Source organism: Bartonella sp. LB28NMGDW, from assembly GCF_042194435.1.
Classification (GTDB): domain Bacteria; phylum Pseudomonadota; class Alphaproteobacteria; order Rhizobiales; family Rhizobiaceae; genus Bartonella; species Bartonella grahamii.
The window spans coordinates 61,300-85,187 of the sequence record NZ_JBHIMX010000006.1 but is presented as its reverse complement, the minus strand read 5'-3'; the positions used below and the strand labels follow the sequence as shown (position 1 = coordinate 85,187).

Below are 23,888 nucleotides of genomic sequence, written 5' to 3'. Positions count from 1 at the left end.
TATGTTGTTTGGAACAGTTTTTACAGAATGTCTTGAAGATCAGAATCTTTCTTCAATGGAAATAACAGGAATCAGTGCAGATTCTCGACAAGTCTTGCCAGGCTATGTTTTTGTCGCTGTTCAAGGAAAAAAAAGTGATGGAAGGCACTATATAGATGATGCGATAAAGCGTGGCGCACGAGCAATTGTTACAGATTGTCATGCTGTTCTTGAGGATTTATCTGTTCCCATTTTACGTGTTTCTAATGTTCGTCATAGTTTAGCGTTGGCAGCTGCACGTTTTTACGGTTCTCAGCCTGAAACGGTCGTTGCTGTGACTGGTACAAGTGGTAAAACATCTGTTGTTTCTTTTATTCGGCAAATTTGGACTCATGTTGGATTTTGTGCTGCGAGTATAGGAACGGTTGGTGTTGTTTCTCCTAAACGGAATGTTTATGGTTCTCTCACAACACCTGATCCGGTTGCCTTGCACCGTCTTCTTTGTGAAATTTCTCATGAAGGTGTGACGCATGCAGCCCTTGAAGCATCTTCGCATGGGCTTGATCAAGGACGACTTGATGGAGTTCGTTTAACGGCTGGTGCCTTTACCAATTTAGGGCGAGATCACATGGATTATCACACGGGGGTAGAGGATTATTTGCGGGCTAAAATGAAGTTGTTTGATACACTTTTGCCTGTATCTGCTCCCGCTTTGATTTTTGCTGATGATGTCTATTCACAAAAGGTTATTGATGTTGTTACACAAGCGCGCCGCCGTGTCTTGACAATTGGTCGTAAGGGGCAATTTATCACGATTAATCGTGTTGAACATCAACGCTCAAAACAGTGTATTGAGTGTCGTGTGGAAAATAATATTTATACATTTGATTTGCCTTTGGCTGGAGATTTTCAGGTAGCCAATGCGCTTATGGCAGCGGGGTTAGCAATTGCAACGGGTGTTTCACCTCGTAAGGTTTTTTCTGCGCTTGAAACTTTGCAGGGGGCGCCTGGGCGGTTAGAATTTGTCGGAAAGACAGAAAATAATGCGCCTGTTTATATTGATTATGCTCATAAACCAGAAGCTTTGGAGCAGGTTTTGCTTTCTGTTCGTCCCTTTACGCAAGGGCGTTTAATTGTTGTTTTTGGTTGTGGAGGAGATCGTGATCAAGGAAAAAGACCTTTGATGGGAAAAATTGCGGCGGATAAAGCGGATATTGTTATTGTAACCGATGATAATCCTCGCACAGAAATGCCAGAAAAAATACGCAAGGATATTTTACAGGCAGTGCCAACAGCAATAGAGATAGCAGATCGTGGTGAGGCTATTTCTTACGCGGTGGAGCTTTTGAAAGCTGGTGATACACTCATCATTGCGGGAAAAGGTCATGAGGATGGCCAAATTATAGGGCAGACAACGTATCCTTTTTCAGATCGTTTGAAAGCGATAGAAGCTCTAGAGGACCGAAAGAAATGACAGCTTTATGGGATAAGCAAGCACTTGTTGCTGCAATTAATGGTGTTGTAATGGGAAGCATGCCAGAAACTTTTTCTGGGGTTTCCATTGATAGTCGTACTCTTGCGGAAGGTGATATTTTTTTCTGCATTAAAGGGCATCATCTTGATGGTCATGATTTTGCTGCGCAAGCTTATGAACGAGGTGCAGGCGTTCTTATCGTTGCGGAACACCGTTTGAGGGATATGAAAAAAATATCGGCCCCACTTATTGTTGTTCCTGATGTTTTGCAAGCCTTAGAAAAACTTGCACAAGCTGCACGCAAACGTTCAAGAGCTAAGATTATCGCGATAACAGGATCGGTGGGAAAAACAACGACAAAAGAAGCTTTGAAACAAGCACTTGCAACGACTGGGAACGTTCATGCGAATCTTGCTTCTTTAAACAATTGCTGGGGGGTTCCACTCACTTTAGCGCGGATGCCTATAGAGAGTGATTATGGTATCTTTGAAATTGGCATGAATCATAGAGATGAAATTCGCCCTCTAGTCAAACTGGTTTGTCCGCATGTTGCTCTCATTACGCATATTTGTGCAGGACATATGGGTTTTTTCAAAAATCTTGAAGAAATAGCAAAGGCAAAAGCTGAAATTTTTGAAGGATTAGATGAGAAAGGCATTGCCATTTTAAATGCGGATAGTGATTTTTTTTCTTATCTCGTTCAAGAAGCAAAGAAATGCGGTGTAAAGAATATCTTAAGCTTTGGTGAGAGCAAAAATGCTGATTATCAAGCGCGAGATATACGTCTTCTAACTGATCATTCTTCTATGATTGTACGTATTAGGGAGCGGGATAGGGAGGTTCAAATTGGTGCTCCCGGACGCCATATTGTGCAAAATAGTTTAGGGGTTATTGCTGCTTGTGATGCTATGGGAGTTGAGTTAGAGCCTGTTCTTCTTTCTTTTCGCCATTTTTCTTCTCAAAAGGGGCGAGGTGTTCGTTATCGACTGTCTTTATCAAATGGGGGTGAATTTTATCTCATTGATGAAAGCTATAATGCAAATCCTGCTTCTATGCGTGCTGCGCTTGAGCTTCTTGCTACAGGACCAGTCGGAGAAGAGGGGCGGCGAATTGCTATTTTAGGAGATATGCTAGAGTTAGGGGAGTATAGTGAAAAGCTTCATCGTGATTTAATAAAGCCAATACGTCTTTCCGGTGCTAATCCGGTTTTTCTATTTGGTGAGGCGATGAAATCTTTAGTCAGTGATTTGTCTGCTGGTGTTAAGGTTCATTATGCTGAAAATATTGAGAAAATTTTATCTCTCCTTTTAGCAGAAATTTCTTCTGGGGATCTGCTTATGGTTAAATCATCCAATAGCCTTTGTTCATCAGATATTGTGACTGCATTGCTTGACCGCTATAAAGCGGTTTCTTCATAGTTTTAAGAGGTTTTTTGTACCATGATGCTGTTTTTTTCTTCGTTTAGTGATTGGCTTCCAGGTGTGAATGTATTTCGTTACATTACTTTTCGCACGATAGCGGCTATGCTTACTTCGGGGCTCATCGTCTTTTTGTTTGGACCTAGCATCATTGCTTCTCTTAAATTGCGGCAGGGTAAGGGGCAACCGATTCGTGCGGATGGTCCTCAAACACATTTTAAAAAGGCTGGAACACCTACAATGGGTGGATTGATGATTTTAACCGGTATTGTGGTATCGGCATTTTTGTGGTGTAATTTATCGAATATTTATTTTTGGGTATCGCTATTGGTTATGCTTTCTTTTGGGGCAATTGGATTTTATGACGATTATCTTAAGGTCACAAAACAAACAGACAAAGGATTTTCTGGGAAAGCACGGTTAAGTTTGGAGTTTTGTGTTGCCGCAATTGCTGCTTTTGTCATCTTACAAATTGGCTCATCTGGATTCGCTTTGCCTTTTTTGAAAGATTATCTTATCAATTTGGGCTGGTTTTTTATTCCTTTTTCTGCTTTTGTTATTGTCGCGACCGGTAATGCGGTTAATTTGACGGATGGACTTGATGGCCTTGCTATTGTTCCTGTGATGGTTGCAGCCTTATCTTTTGCTCTGATTGCTTATCTTTCTGGTAATATGAATTTTGCTGATTATCTCCAAATCCATTATGTATCGGGAGCAGGTGAATTGGCTGTTTTATTGGGAGCTGTTGTTGGGGCAGGGCTTGGTTTTTTATGGTTTAATGCACCACCTGCAGCTATTTTTATGGGAGATACTGGTTCGTTGGCTCTTGGAGGATTATTAGGGACTGTTGCAGTCGCTACGAAGCACGAAATTGTTTTGGCTCTTATTGGTGGGCTTTTTGTTGTGGAAGCTTTTTCGGTCGTTATTCAGGTTGGTTATTTCAAATTAACAAGAAAACGCGTGTTTCTTATGGCACCGATACATCATCATTTTGAGAAAAAAGGCTGGACTGAAAGCCAAGTCGTGATACGCTTTTGGATTATTTCAATTGTTCTTGCTCTTATTGGTCTTTCAACACTTAAATTGCGGTGAGATTTTGATTTCTGTTGCGTGTTATAAAGGACAAAAAGTTGCTTTATTTGGATTGGGGAAGTCTGGACTAGCAACGGCACAAGCATTGATGCGTGGCGGTGCAGAAGTGGTGGCGTGGGATGATAGTCCTTCAAGCGTGCAAATGGCTTTTCGGCACAATATTCCAACGCGAGATCTCCGTTATGAAGATTGGTCAGAATTTGTTGCATTGATTGTAGCTCCTGGAGTTCCTTTAAATTGTCCTCAACCCCATTGGGTTGTTGAAAAAGCACGAAAAAAAAATATAGAAATTATCGGTGATATTGAATTATTTGTTCGTGCGCGCCAGCATTTTTTACAGCATTATGGTTTTTGTGACCAAGATGTTCCTTTCATTGCGATTACGGGGACGAATGGGAAGTCAACTACAACGGCTTTACTTGCCCATTTGTTGGAAAAAATGGGCTATGATGTGCAGATGGGGGGAAATATTGGAAAGGCAATATTGACGCTTAAGCCATTTGTTAAAAAACGTATCTATGTGATTGAATGTTCATCATTTCAAATTGATCTTACACCCTCTCTTCAGCCGACCATTGGACTTTTATTGAATTTGACACCTGATCATATTGATCGACATGGGAGTTTTGCCTGTTATGTGCAAACCAAAAGGCATCTGATTGCTCAGGCTTCTCAGGCTTTTATTTCAGTTGATGATGCAGCTTGTCGGGTTTTATATCAACAGTTGCTTCATGAGGGGAAGAAAATTTGGGCAATTTCCAAGGATCATTTTGTTGAAAATGGTTTTTATGCAGATGGGACTAAGCTCTTTTCTGTTTGTCAAGGACAGCGTCATATGCTTGCAGATCTGGCGTCTATGACTGCTTTGCGCGGATGTCATAATGCGCAAAATGCCCTTATGGCATTAGCAACGTTGCAGGCTTTAAAAATAACCGATCCACATATAGAGAACTGTTTAGCAAGCTATAAAGGGCTGGATCATCGTATGCAGCAGGTGCGTAAAATGGGGGCGGTTTTGTTTATCAATGACAGCAAGGCGACTAATGCAGATGCAACAGCTCCTGCGCTTTCCACCTTTAATGATATTTTTTGGATTGTTGGGGGAGAGGCAAAACAGGGAGGAATAGAGTCTCTTAGAGAATTTTTTCCTAAAATTCGTAAAGCCTATTTGATTGGGAGCGCGGCGGAAGAATTTGCCCGCACCATTGGATCTGCTTTTCCCTTTTCTATGAGCTTAACTTTGAAAAATGCGGTGCATGAAGCAGCTGTTGACGCAATGGGTTGTAAGGAAAAAGAGGTAACGGTTCTTTTGTCACCTGCTTGTGCAAGTTATGACCAATTTAAAAATTATGAAATGCGAGGTGAAGCATTTGTCTCTTTTGTGATGCAGTTACAATAAAAAAGCATCAGTTATAAAAAAATATTTTTGCGTTAAGACTCCAGAATCTTTTTTTGTGTAATTTAGTTTTTAAAGTGTTTGTTAAATAGGCTGGGGAACCATATCACTTTAAGATAATTTATAAAATGGATAAGGTGGATACCATGGTTACGCGTGCAGATAGAGATCCAATTGCTAATTGGTGGTGGACGATTGATCGCTCTATCTTTGCAGCTTGTTTAATTTTAATGGGTATTGGCATTATGCTATCTTTTGCTGCCAGCCCTATTATTGCAAAAAAAATCGGAATTGCTGATAGTTTTTATTTTGTTCGGTGGCATATCATTTTTAGCATTTCAGCATTTTTTACGATGGTTACCATTTCTTTTTTTTCGCTTTCTAATATTCGTCGTTTATGTGCTCTTTTGCTCATTGTAACGCTTGCTCTTATGGTTGCAACCTTATTTTTTGGTCCAGAATTAAAGGGAGCACGGAGGTGGATTCAGCTATTTGGTTTTTCTGTACAGGCTTCAGAGTTTATGAAGCCAGCTTTTGTGGTTATGTCTGCTTGGCTTTTTTCAGAACAGATACGCAGGAGGGGAATTCTGGGTTATACGTTAGCGATTCTACTTTATGCCATTTGTTGTGTGCTTCTGGTTTTGCAGCCTGATATTGGACAAACAGTTTTAATAAGTGCAACATGGGGGGGGCTGTTTTTTATTGCTGGTGTACCTCTTACCATTATTTTTCTCTTTCTCATTTTAGGCGTTGTAGGAATTATTTTAGCTTATCTTTTTCTGCATCATGTGCGCGAGCGTATCAATGGTTTTTTGACAGGTGAAGGGGATACTTTTCAAGTGGATGTAGGACGTGAGGCTATTTTGAATGGTGGTTGGTTTGGGCAAGGTCCTGGGGAGGGAACAGTAAAACGTATCATTCCTGATAGCCATACAGATTTTGTGTTTTCCGTCGCTGCTGAAGAATATGGTATTATCCTTTGTTTATTAATTATGATGCTTTTTGGCTTTATCGTTATGCGTTCATTGTATATAGCCATGAATACACGTGATTCCTTTATACGTCTTGGTATTACTGGCATAGCAATGATGATTGGCTTTCAATCAGCGATTAATATGGCCGTTAATCTTCACTTAATTCCTCCAAAAGGCATGACATTGCCTTTTATTTCTTATGGTGGTTCTTCGATGGTGGCGATTGCGTTTTCAATGGGCATTTTGCTTAGTTTAACACGTCGTTGGCCAGAAGCACGCCTTTCAGCTTTTTCTTCCTCTTCTGTCTTGGATACCCCTTATGAATGATAAAAAAGTTATTGTTTTGGTGGCTGGTGGTACAGGTGGACATCTTTTTCCTGCTGAAGCCCTTTCTGTTGAATTAAGGCAGCGTGGATATGATGTTCATTTAATAACAGATGAAAGAGCACGACCTTTTGTTCAGTGTTTTGATGAAGAGCATATTCATATCGTTTCATCGGCAACATTTATACGACGCCATCCTTTTGCTCTGATAAAGACATTTTGGTCTTTGCTAAGGGGTATGGGGCAATCGTTGGCGTTGTTTTATAAATTACGTCCTGCTCTTGTTGGAGGATTTGGGGGGTATCCTAGCTTTCCTCCTCTTTTTATTGCGGCCCTAACGAGGCGTGTAACATTTATTCATGAACAAAATGCTATTATGGGGCGTGCCAATCGGGTGTTGGCAATTTTTGTGCGTGCAATCGCTGGTGGTTTGTTGTCGCCAAATGGCGCTTATGCTCGTAAAATACTTTTGACGGGGAATCCTGTCCGTGAGGCTGTGCTGAAGGCGGCCAAAATTCCTTATCATCCCTCAACTGGTGAAGAGCCATTTCATTTTTTGATTTTTGGAGGTAGCCAAGGGGCTTCTGCTTTTTCACATATTGTTCCAGAAGCTATTGCTTTATTCGATGATAAGAACCGTAAACGTTTACGAATTGTGCAGCAAGTTCGAGGGGAAGCAGAAGGGTTAATCAAAATCTATCGTGATATGGGCGTACAAGCAGAGGTAGCTCCTTTTTTTGATGATATGGCTGAACGTATGGCACATGCCCATTTTATTTTGTCGCGTGCTGGGGCTTCATCTGTTTGTGAGATAGCGGTGATTGGTAGACCTGCTTTGCTTGTTCCCTATCCCCATGCTTTAGATCATGATCAGGCTGCCAATGCAGCTCTGCTTGCTCGTGTAGGTGGTGCGCAAATTGTATCAGAAAAAGATTTAAATGCACAAAAGCTTTTTTCTCTTTTAATGCACGCTTGTTGTGCGCCCCATTTATTGGAAAAACAAGCGCTTGCTGCAAAAAAAGTTGGGCAACCTCATGCAACCCGTTGCCTTGCTGATATGGCTGAATCCTTAATTGCAGGGCGATTGTTGTCAGATATAAAAGAGGAGCTTTTAAATGAAAATGCCACTTGATATAGGCGTTATCCATTTTATCGGAATCGGGGGGATCGGTATGAGTGGAATTGCGGAGGTTTTTTATAATCTTGGCTATAAAGTTCAAGGGTCAGATCAAGTTGAAAGTACAAATGTTGAACGTTTGCGGAAAAAAGGAATTAACGTTCATATAGGTCATTGTGCTGAAAACTTAGGGAATGCAGAGGTTGTTGTTTTTTCTACTGCCGTTAAAAAAACAAATCCTGAGTATATTGCTGCAAAGGAAAGACATTTGCCGCTTGTTAGACGTGCAGAAATGCTGGCGGAGCTGATGCGGTTTCGGCGTGCAATTGCGGTGGGTGGTACACATGGTAAAACAACAACCACATCAATGGTCGCAGCCCTTCTTGATGCCGGTCATTTTGATCCAGTGGTAATTAATGGTGGTATTATTAATGCTTATGGTACGAATTCTCGTACAGGAGATGGCGATTGGATGATTGTTGAAGCTGATGAGAGTGATGGTACATTTTTAAAGCTGCCTGCTGATATTGCTGTTATTACTAATATTGACGCTGAGCATTTGGATCATTATGGAAGTTTTGATGCTGTGCGTGACGCTTTTCGGCAATTCGTAGAAAATGTTCCTTTTTATGGTTTTGCTGTTTTGTGCCTTGATCATCCAGAGGTTCAGTCATTGGCGGGCCGTATTGATGATCGTTGGGTGATCACTTATGGTGCAAATCCACAAGCGGATGTTCGTTTTCTTAATCTTTCGATGGATGGTCAAAAAACGCATTTTGATGTTCTTGTTCGCTCACGCAAAACAGGAAGAAAGATTGAGTTGAAAAATTTGCTTTTGCCCATGGCAGGACAGCATAATGTTGCTAATGCAACGGCGGCTATTGCTATTGCGCATGAACTTGGCATTTCAAATGAAGCTATAAAAAGGGGCTTAGCAGAATTTGGCGGAGTAAAACGGCGTTTTACGCGAACAGGAAGTTGGCGGGGTATTGAAATATTTGATGATTATGGACATCATCCTGTTGAAATAAAGGCTGTTTTGCGTGCAGCACGTGAGAGTGCAAAAGGGCGTGTTATTGCCATTGCACAACCCCATCGGTATTCACGTTTGTATCATTTATTTGATGATTTTGCTGCTTGTTTTAATGATGCAGATACAGTGTTGATTACGCCTGTTTATGCGGCTGGTGAAGAGCCTATTGTAGGATTTGGTTCTCAAGAATTGGTAGAGCATATTAAAATGGTGGGTCATCGTGATGTGCGCTTGATACATAGTCTGGAAGATGTCGTGTCTCTTGTCTCAAAACTTGCTCAGGCAGAGGATTATGTTGTTTTTCTTGGTGCTGGCAATATCACACAATGGGCTTGTGCGTTGCCTCATCAGTTAGCGGTATTGGATGGTCATGATAAATTTTCAGCACATTGATGGTGAGGCGCTATTGGCGCAATTGCAACCGCTGTTGGGTGGCGTGAGAGGCAAACTTACACCTAATGTTGAAATGCGTAAGGTAACGTGGTTTCGCACGGGCGGGTTGGCAGAGCTTTTTTATCAGCCTGTTGATGAGGCAGATTTAGCAGTTTTTCTGCAAAATCTTCCTGAATCTATCCCTGTAACAATTGTGGGAATTGGTTCTAATCTTCTGGTGCGTGATGGGGGCGTTCCTGGTGTTGTGATTCGTCTTTCGCCAAAAAATTTTGGGCAAGTGCAGCAAGTTTCTCCAAAAGGCTTTTTAGTTGGTGCTGGTACGGCGGATAAACATTTAGCTGCTGCCGCTTTAAAGGCAGAAGTTGCAGGTTTTCATTTTTATCATGGTATTCCTGGTGCTCTTGGAGGAGCTCTCAAAATGAACGCTGGGGCGAATGGTGTTGAAACCGCAGCGCGTGTTGTCGAGGTCTATGCGCTGGATCGTAAAGGACAACGTCATATCTTGAGTTTGAAAGATATGCATTATTCCTATCGCCATTGTGATATTCCTAAAGATTTTATTTTTACAGCTGCTTTATTGGAAGGAAAACTTGGTAATAAAGATGATATTCGTGCTGCTATGGATGAAGTTTCCCTCCACAGAGAAACTGTACAACCTATTCGTGAAAAGACAGGAGGATCAACTTTCAAAAATCCTGAGAATGGATCTGCGTGGCGCGTGATTGATGAAGCAGGGTGTCGTGGTTTACGGATTGGTGGCGCTCAAATGAGTGAAATGCACTGTAATTTTATGATTAATACAGGGCAAGCAACAGGATATGATCTTGAAGCATTGGGAGAAACAGTGCGTGCGCGTGTTTTTGCAAATTCAGCCCACCTTTTACAGTGGGAAATAGAGCGTATCGGTCAATTTGAGCGTGGTCGAAGTGTTTCTCCTTTTGATCCATTTCATTGATTTATTGTTCACTAAAAAAGTGCAAATAAAAAATTGAGTCATTTCAAAGAGATAATAAAAAATTTCTATTAAGAATCAATAAATTAACAAAGAATCTCTTGCATCAGGCTTTTGAGTCTGATTCATTATGCAAAATGCTAGGTTATTGATTCGCAAGGATAAACCTTGTTTTTTCTGTATGTGGTGCTGATGTATTTTATATAGACTACATATAGTATGCGAAAGAGGGTGATTTATTATGAGAGATAAACATATAGCTGTGTTAATGGGAGGTTTTTCTTCTGAACGGTCTGTAAGTTTATCTTCAGGGGCGGCTTGTGCTGATGTTCTAGAGCTGCAGGGGTATCGCGTGAGCCGCGTGGATGTTGACGCTCATATTGCTTCTGTTCTTGAAAAGTTGCAGCCCGATATTGTCTTCAATGCATTGCATGGTCCATTTGGTGAAGATGGTCGGATTCAGGGGATTCTTGAATATTTAAAAATTCCTTATACCCATTCTGGTGTGATGGCATCCGCTTTGGCAATGGATAAGGGACGTGCAAAAATTATCGTTGAAAATGTTGGGGTTTGTGTTGCTCCTTCTCGTATCATGAGCCGCTTTGCTTTGGGACAAACACACCCCATGGAGCCTCCTTATGTAATTAAACCTGTGTGTGAAGGATCAAGTTTTGGTGTTGTTATTGTCCAGGAAAATGAAGCTGTACCGCCGCATAATATTGGGGGAGCTGAGTGGGGGTATGCCGATGAGGTGATGATTGAAAAATATATTCCTGGTCGTGAATTGACTTGTGCTGTTTTGGGGAATGAAGTGCTGGATGTGTGTGAAATTCTTCCCGATAAACACTTTCCATTCTACGATTATGACTCGAAATATAAAATGGGTGGTTCTCTTCATATTTGTCCTGCACAACTTTCACTAAATATTTACCAAAGTGTGCAAAGAATGTCTTTAGCAGCCCATCAGGCGATAGGGTGTCGAGGTGTTAGCCGTTCTGATTTTCGTTTTGATGAGAAAACGGGAGAATTGGTTTGGCTTGAAATTAATACGCAACCCGGTATGACATCGACGTCTCTTCTTCCTGATATTGCAAAAGCGAGCGGCCGTACTTACGGCGATATTGTTCAATGGATGGTGGAGGACGCATCATGTATGCGTTGAATGTTAATAAAACAAATGTTCCGATGGAGGTGCTTTCAGTGCCGGCTTTGCCACGTCTTTATCGTCGTTTTCTTCGGTTTATGTTTGAGTTTGTTTTTGTCAATATTCATATTCCACGCCATTTCGGCTCTTTTGCTGTTGTATGGTTTTTCTTTGTTACGGCTTTTTATGGACTTTCATCGAGTGGTCAGATGGCTGTGATCGTAAACACGATCATATTGGATAGTAGTTTTGTGGTCACTCATGTCGATATAAGCGGTAATAAGCGCTTAACAAAGCAGGATATTTTTAAAATTTTAAAACTTGATGTTGCGCCTTCTATATTCACTTTTGATGTTGAAAGAGCACGTTCTCTTTTGGAAAAACAGGCTTGGGTGCAATCGGCTAATGTTCAGAAAATTTATCCCAATAGAATGCGCATTTCCATCGTGGAGCGTGAACCCTATGCCATTTGGCAACATGATAGCATAGTGGATATTGTTGATAATACAGGGCGCGTCATTGTACCCTTTAAAGGAGAAATTTCTCGGGATTTGCCTCTTGTGGTGGGGCAGGGTGCGCAAAATGCTGCTAAAGGATTTATTCAAGCGCTGTCAGTTTATCCAGAAGTATATGATCGTATTCGTGCTTTTGTGCGGGTAGGTAATCGACGTTGGGATCTTGTTTTGGATAATGGAATGCGCGTTATGTTGCCTGAAAATGGTGCACTTGAAAGGCTTTCCTCTCTTATTTCGTCCGGTACAATGCAGGATCTTTTATCGCGCGATATTCTCAGTGTTGATTTACGTCTTGCTGATCGAATTACTGTTTCTTTGTCAGATGAAACGTTGGAGCGTTATAACGCTACTGTAGCAGAAGAAGAACGTATTTTAAAGGCACGAAAGGCAGGAAACCCATGATGTTGCTTAGATCACATCATCTGGGAGGGCGTAAAACACGTTTTTTAACGGTGCTTGATGTCGGTTCAAGTAAGATTGTTTGTCTTATTGCTTGTTTGCGTCCTTTGAAGCATGCGCACTATTTACATGGTCGTACACATTCTACGGAAATTCTAGGCTTTGGAGTGCAGCGTTCACGTGGTATTAAATCTGGTGTTGTCATGGATATGTTTGCAGCAGAACAATCAATAAGATTGGCTGTTGATGCGGCAGAAAAAATGGCAGGTTTGGTGGTGGATTCAGTGATTGTGAATTTTTCCTCAAGTCGATTACAAAGTGCTTTGATTAATGGAAAGGTCCATTTGAATGGTCGTGAAGTCACCAAGCGTGATATGCGTATGGCCTTTTCAGATGTTTCGCGTAAAGCTTTTGATGCTGAACGTCATGTTATGCACTCAGTTCCAGTTTCTTATGTATTGGATGGAGATAAAGGAATTTCTGACCCTGTTGGAATGGCAGGGGAAACATTTGGTGTTGACGTGCATGTGGTAACAGCAGAAACAGCTTCTTTGCGTAATTTAGAAACTTGTATTAATCGTGCACATTTGAGTGTTGAAGCAATGGTTGCTACTCCCTTTGCAAGTGGTCTTGCTGTCTTGATGAATGATGAGGCGCATTTAGGGGCTGCATGTATTGATTTTGGTGGTGGAACAACAACATTTTCAGTGTTTTTTGAGGGAAAATTTATTCATGCGGATGCTCTTGCTGTTGGGGGGCATCATGTCACTCTTGATGTTGCGCGCGGATTTTCTATGTCTTTAACAGAGGCGGAACGTTTAAAAGTTGTTTATGGTTCAGCACTTCTAACAAGCGCTGATGAGCGGCAAATGATTAATGTAGCAGAAATTGGGAATGAACAGCGTGAAACTCAATATCCTCGCGCGGTTCTTGGGCGTATTATTCGTGCGCGTGTTGAAGAAATTTTAGAAATGGTCCGTGATTGTTTAAATCGTTCTGGTTTTGGTCACATCATTGGTAAACGTGTTATTTTGACTGGGGGAGCAAGCCAGTTAACAGGATTGCCAGAAATGGCACGTACTATATTAGGAAGAAATGTTCGTATCGGGCGGCCTTTAGGTATTTCGAGGCTTCCTTCTCTTGCAAAAGGGGCGGCGTTTACATCTGCTGTTGGGTTGTTAATTTATCCGCAATTGGTGGGTTTTGAAGAAAAAACAATGCAGGCGGCAGGAAATCATTTATCGATGGGCACGCGTGGGTATTTTCAGCGTGTTGGTCAGTGGTTGCGTGAGAGTTTTTAGTTAAGTCTAGTTGGATAAATTTCATCGCTTTGGCTTGCGGTGTCTTATGAGAAGGAAAAGAAAATGACGATTAATCTGCATCGGCCAGATATCGCGGAATTGAAGCCACGCATTACCGTTTTTGGTGTTGGAGGTGGTGGCGGGAATGCCGTGAATAATATGATAAATGCTGGTCTTCAGGGAGTTGATTTTGTTGTTGCAAATACGGATGCACAGGCTTTGGCTATGTCAAAGGCTGAACGTGTTATCCAACTTGGAGCAGCTGTGACAGAGGGTTTGGGTGCTGGTGCTTTACCGGAAGTTGGACAAGCGGCGGCAGAGGAATGTATTGATGAAATTATTGATCATCTTGCAGACTCTCATATGGTTTTCATTACTGCTGGTATGGGGGGAGGAACTGGAACAGGGGCTGCTCCTGTTGTTGCTCGCGCAGCACGTGAAAAAGGTATTTTGACTGTTGGTGTTGTGACAAAGCCGTTTCAGTTTGAAGGCGCACGTCGTATGAAAACGGCAGAGGCTGGTATTGAAGAATTACAAAAGTCTGTCGATACATTGATTGTTATTCCCAATCAAAATCTTTTCCGTATTGCAAATGATAAGACAACGTTTGCTGATGCTTTTGCTATGGCTGACCAAGTGCTTTATTCTGGTGTTGCTTCCATTACGGATTTGATGATTAAAGAGGGTTTGATTAACCTTGATTTCGCTGATGTTCGCTCTGTTATGCACGAAATGGGTCGAGCTATGATGGGAACGGGTGAGGCATCTGGTGAAGGACGTGCTTTGGCTGCAGCTGAAGCTGCTATTGCAAACCCATTGTTGGATGATACCTCTATGCGTGGGGCGCGTGGTTTACTGATTTCTATTACGGGTGGTCGTGATATGACTCTTTTTGAGGTTGATGAAGCTGCTAATCGTATTCGTGAAGAAGTGGATGCTGATGCGAATGTGATTTTTGGTGCTATTGATGATGAGTCATTGGAAGGTGTTATTCGTGTTTCTGTGGTTGCCACCGGTATTGATCGTGAAGTTAGTGATGTGGTTCAGTCGTCTCATCCTCAGCTTCAAAGGCCTGCTTCTTCAATGCGCAAGAGCGATCCTGGAACGTCACACAGTTCTTTTCATGTTCAGTCATCGCCTCTGCGTTCTGAGTCAATGGTAGAAGTGATCGAATCACTTGAAATAGAGAAGGGTAAACCAACCGGAGAACAGTTCCGTCCAAAAAGTCAAATTTTTGCACATCCTGCAGAAGCAATGACGACACGAAGTGCGACGAATGCTGTTGCGTATGGTTCAAATGCTGTTCAGGAACAGAGATCAAATGTGCCCCGTATGCAAGTAGGTCGTGGTTCTCAACCGGCTATGACAGCTCCCGTGAGTATGGAGGCAACAGCGCATGTTCTTGATGAGATGACAGGGGTTGTGAAGCAAAAAGAAAAGCTAGTGCAACCAAAACAAATGCAACAAATGCAAGCACGCGCTCCAATGCGTATGCCTGAGTTAAAGGATTTTCCTCCTGTTGCTCATGGACAAAGTCAAAGAACATCTGTGACTGATCAAGGTCCTCGTAATCTTTGGCAGCGTTTGAAACAGAGTTTGACGAATCGTGAAGAAGCCGAGCCAGAAGCGAGGCTGGAGCCTGCTGTCAGATCGTCTCAGCAGGAAGAGTCTCGTGTTTACAATAAAAATTCTCAGGCGCTTTCTCAAGATGCTTCTGTTTATGTTCCACGTCGTTCTGGTGAGCTGCACCCTCAGGTACCACAAGATCAGCGTACTTTTATAAGTGAAGAAGATCAGTTGGAAATACCAGCATTTTTACGTCGTCAGGCAAATTAATTGATGAAAAATGAGGCAAAGTAAGAAAAATTATTACCTCTTTGATGATCAGTCAAAAATTATACAGTAAAATATATTGCTGTTTTTTGGATAAAATACTTTGTTTTTAAAAAACCGCTTATAATAAGCGGTTTTTTTTATTATTTACTATGAATATTTTTTATAGTTTTATAAATTTTGTTAAAAGATGTAAAAGTAATTTAATAAAACAATATGATGAATTTGGTGCCAAAATATCAGTCGACTCTTAAAAAAGCAGTAACATTTAAGGGGATTGGCGTTCACAGTGGTTGTTTGTCAGTGGTAAAGGTTTGTCCAGCGGATGTTGGGTGTGGTATTATTTTTAAGCGTTGTGGATTAGACGGAACAGAGAAAATATTTCAAGCCCATGCATCGCAAACAGGAGAAACTGAATTATCAACGGTACTTGGAGATGGAGATATAAGGGTTGAAACAATTGAACATTTGATGGCAGCAATTACTGCTTATAATTTGGATAATCTTATTATTGAAGTGTCATATAATGAGATTCCTATTTTGGATGGTTCAGCGTGGCTATATTGCCAAGCTTTTGAAGATGTCGGCATTGTACAGCAAAATGCGTTACGTTCTTATTTCATTATAAAAAAACCGTTGCGGGTTGAAGGAGCTCATGGTGTTGCAGAGCTTTTGCCATTCGATGGACGTCGTTTTGATATAACGATCTCTTTTCCTTCTTCTGCTATTGGTAAGCAACATTTCAGTTTTGACCTTACCACACGAGGGTTTAGAGATGATTTGTCACGTGCGCGCACTTTTGGTTTTATCAAAGACGTGGAAAAATTAAGGCTTTCTGGAAAGGCGAGAGGCGCTTCTTTGGAAAATTCTCTTGTTATTGACCTTAATGATAAAATTTTAAATCCCGATGGTCCTTATTGGGAGAATGAATGTGTTCGGCACAAGATGCTTGATGCGATTGGTGATACTGCTTTGCTTGGGGCGCCTTTTATTGGATTATTTCGTTCTTATTGTAGTGGACATAGAATTAATGCGCAATTGGTGAAGGCTGTTTTGGCAGACGAATCACATTACGAAAAAAGCTTTTTAGAGAAAGAGTAAAAAAATTGACAAGATTTTTTTATCGTTTATTTGATTTTTAAGGGGATGATTGACCTAAACTGCTAAATTGGTTATGTGGATTTTAAAGTGATATGGTATAAGACCTTTTATAACTTGTTTTTGCTACAAGGTGATATTCTGTGGAGGCCGGGAAAACTATGAAAAAATCTCATGTGTGCATTGGAAATATGACATATAGAAAATCTAACATTGTACGCAAGATATTGGGGGTGGTGCTTTTGGGAAGCACCTGTATGTTGGCGGGATGCCTCTTTAAAGAGAAAAATACTCTTGATCCATCTGCTTATGTTTTGAAAATAGAGCCACCAGATGTTTTATATAATCAGGCTCTTGCTAGCCTTGAGAGTGGGAAGCTTGGGGATGCATCGAAGAAGTTTTTGAAGATTGAAAAGCAGTATGCTTATACAGACTGGGGGCGTAAATCTTTGGTCATGGGGGCTTTTACTAATTATCGACTCGGAAAGTATGATGATTCAATTAGTATGGCTCAACGCTATATTACTCTTTATCCAGGGTCGACTGACTCGGCTTATGCGTACTATATTATTGGTCTTTCTTCTTTCCGTCGGATTCCTGATGTTACGCGTGATCAACGTGATACGAAACGCGCTATTGCTGCTATGCAGCTCCTTATAGAGCGTTATCCTAATTCTGAATATGTCAAGGATGCTAAGGATAAAATACGTTTTGGGCGCGAGCAGCTGGCTGGCAAAGAAATGCAGATTGGTCGTTATTATGAAGAGGGGCGGCGCTACCTTGCGGCAAGTAGACGGTTTCGTACCGTGGTTGAAGAGTATTCCGATACAAATCAAATTGAAGAAGCGCTTTTCCGCTTGACTGAGGTTAATCTTGCTCTCGGCTTAACGGCGGAAGCACAGACGGCAGCAGCTATTTTAGGACGTAATTATCCCAAAAGTGAGTGGTATAAATTTTCTTATAATCTCTTGCAGAAGAATAAAATATCGCCACGCGAGCATAAATCTTCTTGGATCTCAAATGCTTTAGGTGGTGATAAGAAGAGGGTACGTTGATTCTCTATGCTGGTACAGCTTTCGATTCATAATATTGTTTTGATCGAAACGCTCGATATTCATTTTACGGCGGGGTTGACTGTTTTAACTGGAGAAACAGGTGCGGGGAAGTCCATTCTCCTTGATGCTTTATCACTTGCTCTAGGGGGGCGGGGTGATGCTTCGCTTGTGCGTCATGGTGCTGAGCGCGGGCAGGTCACAGCTGTTTTTGATGTGTCTGTTTCACATCCTGCACGTCAACTTATTCGTGAGAATGGTCTTGATGATGAGGGTGATATTATTTTACGACGTGTGCAATCAAGTGATGGACGTAGCCGTGTTTTTATTAATGATCAGGTGTCTAGTGTTGCATTGATGCGGAGTGTTGGCCGTTTGCTGGTTGAAATTCATGGACAACATGATGATCGTGCGCTTGTTGATGTTGCTACACATCGCCAATTATTAGATGCCTTTGGTGGTCTTGAGGATGAAGTGGAAAATTTGCGTCAGTGTTATTACACATGGCGTGAATTTGAGGAGCGTTTGCAACGGCAGCGTCTTAAAGTAGAGAGCGCTGTACGTGAGGTTGATTATCTTCGTGCGTGTATAGAAGAGCTTGAAAAGCTTGATTTTAAAGTTGGTGAAGAGGAGGCTCTTTCTCTTCGTCGTGCCGATATGCTTAAATTAGAAAAAATAGCGACGGATATTAAAGAAGCGGATGATCTTTTAACGGGTCAAAAATCACCAATCCCAGTGCTTTCTAATTTGGTGAGGCGTTTGGAGCGGAAAATTCCTGAAGCACAAGAGCTTATTGCACCAGTGGTGAAATCTATTGATGAGGCATTGCATGCACTTGCAACAGCACAAGAAGGTATTGAGACGGCAATACGAGCATTAGATTTTGAACCTGATGAATTAGAACGAATAGAAGAGCGTCTTTTTTCTCTTCGGGGTTTTGCTCGTAAATATCAAGTTTCTGCGGATGAATTGGTTCAGTTACGCGATAAGATGGATGCTGAATTGGTTGATTTTGAAGAGGCTCAGATTATATTGACACGTTTTGAAAATGAGGCAAAACAAGCACAAAAAAATTATGATATGTTAGCACAAGCGTTGTCAGTAAAACGTCAAGAGGTTGCAAAGCGCTTGTCTGAAAGCGTGATGACTGAGTTACCGGCATTGAAATTAGAGAGGGCTGAGTTTATTGTTGAAATGCAAAGTGATATCGAAAAGCGGAGTGCAGAGGGATGTGATCGCATTGAATATTGGGTGCGAACAAATCCTGGAACACGTGCTGGACCGATGCTTAGTGTGGCTTCTGGCGGTGAATTGTCTCGTTTTTTGTTGGCATTAAAAGTTGTTTTATCTGATCGAGGATCAGCTCCGACGCTGATCTTTGATGAAATTGATACAGGCGTTGGGGGTGCTGTTGCAGCGGCTATTGGGCAACGGTTGCAACGCTTATCAGAACATGTTCAGGTTTTCGCTATTACGCATGCTCCACAGGTTGCATCGAAAGCGCATGGTCATTTTCTTATTTCAAAAATTGAGAGTCATGATAAAGGACGCTTTGTTACTGCTATTCATAAAATGGAAGAGCATGAGCGTGCAGAAGAAATTGCTCGTATGTTGGCAGGAGAACAGATTACTGAAGAAGCGCGTGCAGCGGCTCAAAAGCTTCTAGCATGAAGGTAATTAGTCAGCGATAAAAATACTGGAAAGCTTGTATTTACTGAGATTCACTTTATGAGGAGGCGCGGAGATCATCCTTGTGGCAGTGCTCGTAATTTGGAATAGATTTTATGAACAAAGATGCAGATAAAAATCTCACAGCTGTTGAAGCAGAAAGTGAATTAGAGTGGTTGGCAAAAGAGATTGCACGTCATGATGTGCTTTATAATCGTGATGATCAGCCTGAAATTTCTGATGCAGAATATGATGCTTTGCGCCGCCGTAATGCAGAAATTGAAGCTCTTTTTCCAGAGCTTATTCGTGTTGATTCTCCTTCACATAAAATTGGGGCACCAATTTCTGAAAAGTTTGAAAAATCTGTTCATGCACAGCCAATGCTTTCACTGGATAATGCGTTTAGCTCTGAAGATGTTACTGAATTTGTTGAGCGTATTCGTCGTTTTTTACGGCTTCCAGAAACACAGGTGTTGGAAATAACAGCGGAGCCAAAAATTGATGGTTTATCTTTGTCTTTACGCTATGAAAAGGGGCGGCTTGTGGGGGCGGCAACGCGTGGGGATGGAACTGTCGGTGAAAATGTGACGGCAAATGCCCGAACCATTGCTGATATTCCACAAGTTTTGCAAGGTGATTTTCCTAATATAATTGAGGTGCGTGGTGAAGTTTATATGGGGCGGGAAGATTTCCAAGCATTAAATATCAGCCAACAAGAGAAGGGCAAGTTAACCTTTGCCAATCCTCGAAATGCGGCAGCTGGTTCACTCCGTCAGCTTGATTCACGGATAACCGCTAGCAGAAAGCTTCAGTTTTTTGCTTATGCTTGTGGTGAGGTGAGTGAAATATTGGCAGAAAGTCAAATGGAGATGATGAAAAAGCTAAAAGAATATGGCTTTGTTATCAATCCATTAACAAAAGCCTTTAAAACGTTAGAAGAAATTATTTCTTATTATCACGATATCGAAGAATGCCGTCATTCTTTAAGCTATGATATTGATGGTATTGTTTATAAGGTTAATGATTTGATGCTCCAAAAGCGCTTGGGGTTTGTTTCTCGTTCGCCGCGTTGGGCAATCGCGCATAAATTTCCAGCAGAAAAGGCGATAGCGCTTTTGAAAGATATTGACATTCAAGTTGGTCGCACGGGAGCTTTGACACCTGTTGCACGTCTTACGCCTATTACTGTTGGTGGAGTGGTGGTGACCAATGCTAGTTTGCATAATGAGGATTATATTAAGGGAATTGGTCATAAAGGAGAGCCTATTCGTGAAGGACGTGATATCCGTGTAGGCGATAGCGTGATTGTACAACGTGCTGGTGATGTGATCCCTCAAGTTATTGATGTTATTATTGAAAAACGCCCGAAAGATGCTGCTGTCTTTATTTTTCCTCATTTGTGTCCAGCTTGTGGGAGTCATGCTGTTCGTGAAGTGGGAGAAGCTGTGCGTCGCTGTACAGGGGGGCTTATTTGTCCTGCACAGGCGATTGAGCGTATTCGTCATTTTGTTGCGCGCAATGCTTTTGATATTGAGGGCTTGGGTAAAAAACAGGTAGAGTTTTTTTTCTATGCTCAAGATGAAGCGCTTTGTATTCATACACCAGCTGATATTTTTACTTTAGAACGTCGCCAAGAAAAATCTTTGATACGTTTAGAAAATATGGAAGGTTTTGGTACTGTTTCAGTGCGGAAACTGTATGATGCCATTAATGCGCGCCGAGAAATTCCTTTAAGCCGTTTTTTGTTTGCATTGGGGATTCGCCATGTTGGCGAAGTGAATGCACGCCGCCTTGCACGTACTTATAAAAATTATACAGCTTTTGAGACCGCGGCTATGGAAGCACTTATGCCATGTGATGAGATTAATACAGAAAGAAATGAGGCTTGGATAGAGCTTACCAATATCGAAGGAATTGGACCACAGGTAGGGAGCGCAATTGTTGATTTTTATCAAGAAGCGCATAATCGTGAGGTTTTGTCTGTTTTACTTGAAGAAGTAACCCCTCTTGATGAGGAGCCTATCATGACAGCTTCTTCCCCAATAGCAGAGAAGACAATTGTTTTTACAGGAACTTTGGCGCATATGTCACGCGATGAAGCAAAAGCATTGGCAGAGCGATTAGGGGCCAAAACATCTGGTTCACTTTCTAAAAAAACAGATCTTCTTGTTGCAGGACCTGGAGCGGGCTCCAAATTGGCTAAAGCTGAAGAATTAGGTGTTGAGGTTATTGATGAAGAGATTTGGCTACAGTTGATTGAGGAACATAATGTTTAGAGGGCGTTTTCTAGAAGATGCGTATGCTGTTTGTATGGTTAGCTCTCTTACATTTTTGGGGGCTGGAATCAAAAAGGGGATAATAGGGGGTGTTTTTTTTGCAAAAATAGAGCGCCATATACTTTGATATTTATTAAGTTATTAAAAATGATTAACGTTGAAATTAAATATTAAACTTAAACTCTTATGATTAAGAATATACAAGGTTATTATTAGTAAAAGATATACGTTATCACTGTGAAGCAAGGTAAAAATTGTAACTAAATATGCAGAACTTTTGAATTTAAACGGCGTAATAAGCTGGTTATAATAGGCATTTTAGAAATGAGACGCGGAGGATTACAAAATATAATGAAAATTTCTATATAGCAGAATAAGGCTATAACTCATGTGAAGATGGTGGAGGATAGTTGATAAGCATTATCTGTTACAAGTGTATTCCGCTCTGTTTCAGTTTGGGAAGAGCTTTTATCCTATCGGCAAAAAAACTTGAAGTATTTTATAGAAGCATTTTTTGTGATTGCTGATGGTAAATACGCACTTCTCTCTTTAAAAGAGAAGGGTGTGGTGTTTTTATAAGAAGCGTTAGAAGATATTTGTGTTGCCTCATTTAAAGGGGTAGTGTTGCCTCTTTTGCCCATTTTTTATCTTCTTCATTTAAGTAAGGTGCATTCATCTGATAAACGCGCGCATGGTAATCATTGAGCCATTGCCGTTCTTCTTGTGTCAAAAGCTCTGGGAGAATGAGTTTTCGATCAATAGGGCAAAGTGTAAGCGTCTCAAACGAAAGCATTTCTATATCCCCGCCATCAATTTTTTGTGCTGGATTTACAATTATCAAATTTTCAAGACGAATACCAAAAGCACCTTCGCGATAATATCCTGGTTCGTTTGAAAGAATCATACCGGAGATGAGTTCTTGGCATCCTTTGCGGGAAATATTTTGTGGTCCTTCATGAACAGAAAGATAAGACCCAACACCATGACCGGTGCCATGAGCATAATCAAAACCAGCCTTCCACAATGCAATGCGCGCTAGAATATCAATGTCTTGTCCGCGGGTTCCTTTTGGAAAGTAAGCCGTTGAAAGAGCAATCATACCTTTGAGGACAAGCGTGAAACAGCGCTTTTCTTCTTCTCCAATATTCCCAATTGCTACTGTACGTGTGATATCTGTCGTTCCATCACGATATTGTCCGCCTGAATCAACAAGATAAAGTTCACCCGCATTGAGTTGTTTATTTGTTTGTGTCGTTACACGATAATGAATAATGGCGCCATTTTCTCCTGCTGCTGAAATTGTATCAAAAGAAAGATCTTTGAGTTCTTCTCCCATTTCTTTTGCTGTATTTATGCGAAATTCTTCTAATTTTTGCGCAGCAGAAATTTCACTTATTGACCCTGGTGTTTGTTTATCTAACCAGGAAAAAAAACGGGTTAGGGCAACACCATCGCGTAGATGCGCTTTGCGTGCACCATTGAGTTCTGTGTCATTTTTAATGGCACGTGGTAGAGCGGCAGGATCGGTAAGTGTGATGAAAGAGCTATTGTTTTCTTCAATAACAGTTCGTAATTTTTCGCATGTTAGCTGTGGATCTAATGCAAACACTGTCCCTTTTTGAATATACTCTTTGATCTTTGGAATAAGCTGTTCTGGTTCATATAATTTTGCATAACGTTCCAGATATTGTTTCTGTTCTACACCAAGTTTTTTGCTGCTAATGAATAAGGCTGGTGTTTCGTTAAGTGGAATGAGAGCAAAACACAAGATAAAAGGTGTATTGGAAACATCACTGCCCCGTATATTGAATATCCATGCAATAGAGGAGGGATCTGTAAAAATAAAGGCATTTGCATGAGTTTTCTGTATATCTTTGTAAATCAAAGCGAGTTTTTCATCCGTATCGCACCCAGCATATTTGAGAGGGTGAATTGATAAGGCAGATTGTGGAAATGGTGGCTGATCATGCCAGAGCAGGTCAATGGGATTATGTTGAACTGCTACAAGTTTTCCACCGGCTTCTATCTCTAAAGATTTTTTCAACGTTGCTGTAGCGGCAATCGTGTGGAGCCATGGATCAAAACCAATAGAAAGTTTTTGACCATTTTTTTCAAGCCATTGTGAGGGAGGGCAAGTTATGAGATCTTCATAATCAAAAATATCAGGATCAGTTTGTTGGCGAACTTGGAGCTTATATCGCCCGTCTGTAAATATGATGGCTTTGTTTTTTAAAATCAGTGCAATCCCAGCTGATCCAGTAAAGCCGGTTAGCCAGCTAAGGCGTTGAGCATGAGGAGGGACATACTCTCCTTGATGTTCATCGCACCGCGGAACAAGAAAACCATCGAGTCCAAGGCGGTCTAGTTCTTTACGAAGAGAGGCAATGCGCTCTAGAGCATAAGCAGGATTTGTTGTTGCCTCAAAAGATTGATACATAACGACGTCCTTT

Annotated in this window: 17 protein-coding genes; 16 read left to right on the top strand and 1 reads right to left on the bottom strand. The window is 41.3% G+C overall.

The genetic code is table 11. The features are described 5' to 3' along the window. Position 1: 1 nt before the first annotated feature. The 16 genes from ACFIKG_RS05220 to ligA all read left to right on the top strand — a co-directional run bounded on the left by ACFIKG_RS05220 (position 2) and on the right by ligA (position 21,438). Positions 2 to 1,453, top strand: coding sequence for a UDP-N-acetylmuramoyl-L-alanyl-D-glutamate--2,6-diaminopimelate ligase (locus tag ACFIKG_RS05220; RefSeq protein ID WP_375651870.1), 1,452 nt, complete (start codon positions 2 to 4; stop codon positions 1,451 to 1,453). After that, positions 1,450 to 2,871 (top strand): UDP-N-acetylmuramoyl-tripeptide--D-alanyl-D-alanine ligase, encoded by a 1,422-nt coding sequence (murF, locus tag ACFIKG_RS05215; RefSeq protein WP_375651869.1) that lies wholly within the window; start codon positions 1,450 to 1,452, stop codon positions 2,869 to 2,871. Before ACFIKG_RS05220 ends, murF begins: the two co-directional genes overlap by 4 nt. A 21-nt stretch (positions 2,872 to 2,892) precedes the next feature. After that, a complete protein-coding gene (gene mraY / locus ACFIKG_RS05210; RefSeq protein WP_015856644.1) occupies positions 2,893 to 3,963 on the top strand; it encodes a phospho-N-acetylmuramoyl-pentapeptide-transferase in 1,071 nt (356 codons plus the stop codon). 4 nt (positions 3,964 to 3,967) lie between these two features. Then, positions 3,968 to 5,362, top strand: a complete 1,395-nt coding sequence (gene murD / locus ACFIKG_RS05205; protein ID WP_375648149.1) for a UDP-N-acetylmuramoyl-L-alanine--D-glutamate ligase — start codon at positions 3,968 to 3,970, stop codon at positions 5,360 to 5,362. A gap of 143 nt (positions 5,363 to 5,505) precedes the next feature. Next, entirely contained in the window at positions 5,506 to 6,660 is a 1,155-nt protein-coding gene (locus ACFIKG_RS05200; protein WP_375626128.1) for an FtsW/RodA/SpoVE family cell cycle protein, read from the top strand. Beyond that, positions 6,653 to 7,789 carry an undecaprenyldiphospho-muramoylpentapeptide beta-N-acetylglucosaminyltransferase gene (gene murG, locus ACFIKG_RS05195; protein WP_375626126.1) on the top strand — a complete coding sequence of 379 codons (1,137 nt, stop codon included), beginning with the start codon at positions 6,653 to 6,655 and terminating at the stop codon, positions 7,787 to 7,789. The genes ACFIKG_RS05200 and murG overlap by 8 nt, the downstream gene beginning before the upstream one ends. Next, positions 7,773 to 9,200, top strand: coding sequence for a UDP-N-acetylmuramate--L-alanine ligase (murC, locus tag ACFIKG_RS05190; RefSeq protein ID WP_375627071.1), 1,428 nt, complete (start codon positions 7,773 to 7,775; stop codon positions 9,198 to 9,200). The genes murG and murC overlap by 17 nt, the downstream gene beginning before the upstream one ends. Then, positions 9,178 to 10,155 carry a UDP-N-acetylmuramate dehydrogenase gene (murB, locus tag ACFIKG_RS05185; protein WP_375627073.1) on the top strand — a complete coding sequence of 326 codons (978 nt, stop codon included), beginning with the start codon at positions 9,178 to 9,180 and terminating at the stop codon, positions 10,153 to 10,155. The genes murC and murB overlap by 23 nt, the downstream gene beginning before the upstream one ends. 238 nt (positions 10,156 to 10,393) lie before the next feature. After that, entirely contained in the window at positions 10,394 to 11,314 is a 921-nt protein-coding gene (locus tag ACFIKG_RS05180; RefSeq protein ID WP_375627075.1) for a D-alanine--D-alanine ligase, read from the top strand. Then, positions 11,302 to 12,213 carry a cell division protein FtsQ/DivIB gene (locus tag ACFIKG_RS05175; RefSeq protein WP_375651868.1) on the top strand — a complete coding sequence of 304 codons (912 nt, stop codon included), beginning with the start codon at positions 11,302 to 11,304 and terminating at the stop codon, positions 12,211 to 12,213. The genes ACFIKG_RS05180 and ACFIKG_RS05175 overlap by 13 nt, the downstream gene beginning before the upstream one ends. Then, a complete protein-coding gene (gene ftsA / locus ACFIKG_RS05170; protein ID WP_375627078.1) occupies positions 12,210 to 13,511 on the top strand; it encodes a cell division protein FtsA in 1,302 nt (433 codons plus the stop codon). The genes ACFIKG_RS05175 and ftsA overlap by 4 nt, the downstream gene beginning before the upstream one ends. 63 nt (positions 13,512 to 13,574) lie before the next feature. Beyond that, entirely contained in the window at positions 13,575 to 15,347 is a 1,773-nt protein-coding gene (ftsZ, locus tag ACFIKG_RS05165) for a cell division protein FtsZ (RefSeq protein ID WP_375627080.1), read from the top strand. Between the two features lie 213 nt (positions 15,348 to 15,560). Beyond that, on the top strand, positions 15,561 to 16,445 hold the full coding sequence (gene lpxC, locus ACFIKG_RS05160; RefSeq protein WP_375651867.1) for a UDP-3-O-acyl-N-acetylglucosamine deacetylase: 885 nt from the start codon (positions 15,561 to 15,563) through the stop codon (positions 16,443 to 16,445). A 158-nt stretch (positions 16,446 to 16,603) separates the two neighbouring features. Next, complete coding sequence (locus ACFIKG_RS05155; protein ID WP_375619631.1) at positions 16,604 to 17,497, top strand: outer membrane protein assembly factor BamD; 894 nt, start codon at positions 16,604 to 16,606, stop codon at positions 17,495 to 17,497. Between the two features lie 6 nt (positions 17,498 to 17,503). Further along, positions 17,504 to 19,165 carry a DNA repair protein RecN gene (recN, locus tag ACFIKG_RS05150; protein ID WP_375651866.1) on the top strand — a complete coding sequence of 554 codons (1,662 nt, stop codon included), beginning with the start codon at positions 17,504 to 17,506 and terminating at the stop codon, positions 19,163 to 19,165. 113 nt (positions 19,166 to 19,278) lie between these two features. Then, positions 19,279 to 21,438: an NAD-dependent DNA ligase LigA gene (gene ligA / locus ACFIKG_RS05145; protein WP_375651865.1), complete on the top strand. Its 2,160-nt coding sequence runs from the start codon at positions 19,279 to 19,281 to the stop codon at positions 21,436 to 21,438. Between the two features lie 610 nt (positions 21,439 to 22,048). On the opposite strand, the gene ACFIKG_RS05140 is transcribed toward ligA, so the two are convergent. Next, positions 22,049 to 23,875: an aminopeptidase P family protein gene (locus ACFIKG_RS05140; protein ID WP_375651864.1), complete on the bottom strand. Its 1,827-nt coding sequence runs from the start codon at positions 23,873 to 23,875 to the stop codon at positions 22,049 to 22,051. Positions 23,876 to 23,888: the final 13 nt, after the last annotated feature.